Below are 356 nucleotides of genomic sequence, written 5' to 3'. Positions count from 1 at the left end.
CCTCGAAAAATGCCTTCTCTAACGATATCGGGAAAGACAATATCGTCATCATCTATTTCGTCTAAGTTTGGCTCTTGATAGCGAAAACCAGGGCCTACTTCTACCTCTAAAATGAAGTTCTCAGTGTAGGAGAACTGGTAACCCAAACCACCTGACAACGTATAGTCTTTAAAATAAGCACTGTAGCGAGAATCCACTCCTTTAAAGCTGCCATACAAATACGTCTTAGGGCCTAACTTGTAGTCACTCTGCAGGGAATAGGTGGATGAGCGTTTGTCTTCTTCACCGTCTTTGTACAAGTTGTAGTACTTCCATTCACCATTAGAACGGTGTCGACCTGACGTATATTCAGCACT

1 protein-coding gene is annotated in these 356 nt (G+C 42.7%); it reads right to left on the bottom strand.

Features of this window, described 5'->3' with window-relative positions; all coding sequences use genetic code 11:
- A partial coding sequence (locus IQR33_RS17725) for a DUF481 domain-containing protein (protein ID WP_193843893.1) occupies positions 1–356 on the bottom strand: 356 nt, incomplete at both ends.

Source organism: Vibrio sp. OPT46, from assembly GCF_015163535.1.
GTDB classification, from domain to species: Bacteria; Pseudomonadota; Gammaproteobacteria; order Enterobacterales; family Vibrionaceae; genus Vibrio; species Vibrio alginolyticus.
Note: the sequence above shows the minus strand (reverse complement) of the source record. Positions and strands in the feature narration are given on the sequence as shown.